1 protein-coding gene is annotated in these 421 nt (G+C 62.2%); it reads left to right on the top strand.

Annotated elements, in window-relative coordinates:
- The coding region (locus tag PH558_RS34125; protein WP_285208573.1) for an alcohol dehydrogenase catalytic domain-containing protein at nt 1-421 on the top strand (421 nt) is incomplete at both ends.

Here is a 421-nt window from a genome sequence, read left to right as displayed (position 1 = left end):
CAAGCCGCTTGAGGTGATGACGGTTCAGCTGGAGGGGCCAAGAGCCGGCGAAGTGCTGATCGAGGTCAAGGCGACCGGCATCTGCCACACCGATGATTTCACCCTGTCCGGTGCCGATCCGGAAGGCCTGTTCCCGGCCATCCTCGGCCATGAAGGCGCCGGCATCGTCGTCGATGTCGGGCCGGGAGTGACCTCGGTGAAGAAGGGCGATCACGTCATTCCGCTCTATACCCCCGAATGCCGCGAATGCCCGTCGTGTCTCAGCCGCAAGACCAATCTGTGCACCGCGATCCGTGCGACCCAGGGTCAGGGCCTGATGCCGGATGGCACCTCGCGCTTCTCGATCGGCAAGGACAAGATCCATCACTATATGGGCTGCTCGACCTTCGCCAATTATACCGTGCTGCCGGAGATTGCCGTT

This window comes from Rhizobium pantanalense, assembly GCF_030182525.1.
GTDB lineage: Bacteria > Pseudomonadota > Alphaproteobacteria > Rhizobiales > Rhizobiaceae > Rhizobium.
Note: the sequence above shows the minus strand (reverse complement) of the source record. Positions and strands in the feature narration are given on the sequence as shown.